This is a genomic window from Streptomyces katrae (genome assembly GCF_000966975.1).
Lineage (GTDB): Bacteria > Actinomycetota > Actinomycetes > Streptomycetales > Streptomycetaceae > Streptomyces > Streptomyces katrae.
This window is the reverse complement of sequence record NZ_JZWV01000946.1, coordinates 1-623: the sequence shown is the minus strand read 5'-3', so window position 1 is coordinate 623 and position 623 is coordinate 1. Positions and strand designations below refer to the sequence as shown.

The 623-nt window shown below is 78.0% G+C and carries 1 protein-coding gene; it reads left to right on the top strand.

Annotation, left to right across the window (positions count from 1 at the left end; genetic code table 11):
• A partial coding sequence (locus VR44_RS30185) for an enoyl-CoA hydratase-related protein (protein ID WP_045950798.1) occupies positions 1 to 615 on the top strand: 615 nt, incomplete at its 5' end.
• Positions 616 to 623 lie beyond the last annotated feature (8 nt).

Sequence of the window (623 nt, the reverse complement as noted above, 5' to 3'; positions counted from 1 at the left end):
GTCCTTACCACCACCGACCGGCTCGTCGTCGCCGCCCTCGGCGGGAACGCCGCCGCGGGCGGCGCCATGCTCGCCCTCGCCGCCGACGAGGTCTGGTGCCGTTCGGGCGTGGTCCTGAGCCCCCACTACCGCCTGATGGGCCTGTACGGCTCCGAGTACTGGACGTACACCCTGCCGGCCCGCGTCGGCGAGGCCGCCGCCGCCCGGCTCACCCAGGACGCCCTGCCGCTGAGCGCCGCCGCGGCCCTCGGCCTCGGCCTGTCCGACCGTACGCTCGCCTGCCCGCCCGAGGCCTTCGCCGGCGAGACGGCCCGGCTCGCGGCCCGTCTGGCCGCCCTCCCGGCGACCCCCGCGCGGATCGCCGCCAAGAAGGCCCGCCGGGAGCGGGACGAGGCCCGCCGCCCCCTGGCCTCGTACCGGGCGGACGAACTGGCCCTGATGAAGAGGACCTTCGACGACCCGCACGCCCCCTACCACGCCCTGCGCCGGGCCTTCGTCCGCAAGGAGCCCGCCCGGGAGACCCCGCCGCACCTCACGCGCCGCACCGCCCCCGCGCCCGCCGGCGTCACTGGACCGGCCGTACAGGACAGCGCGTCCCCGGCGGGCCCCTGCTAGCAAGGAAG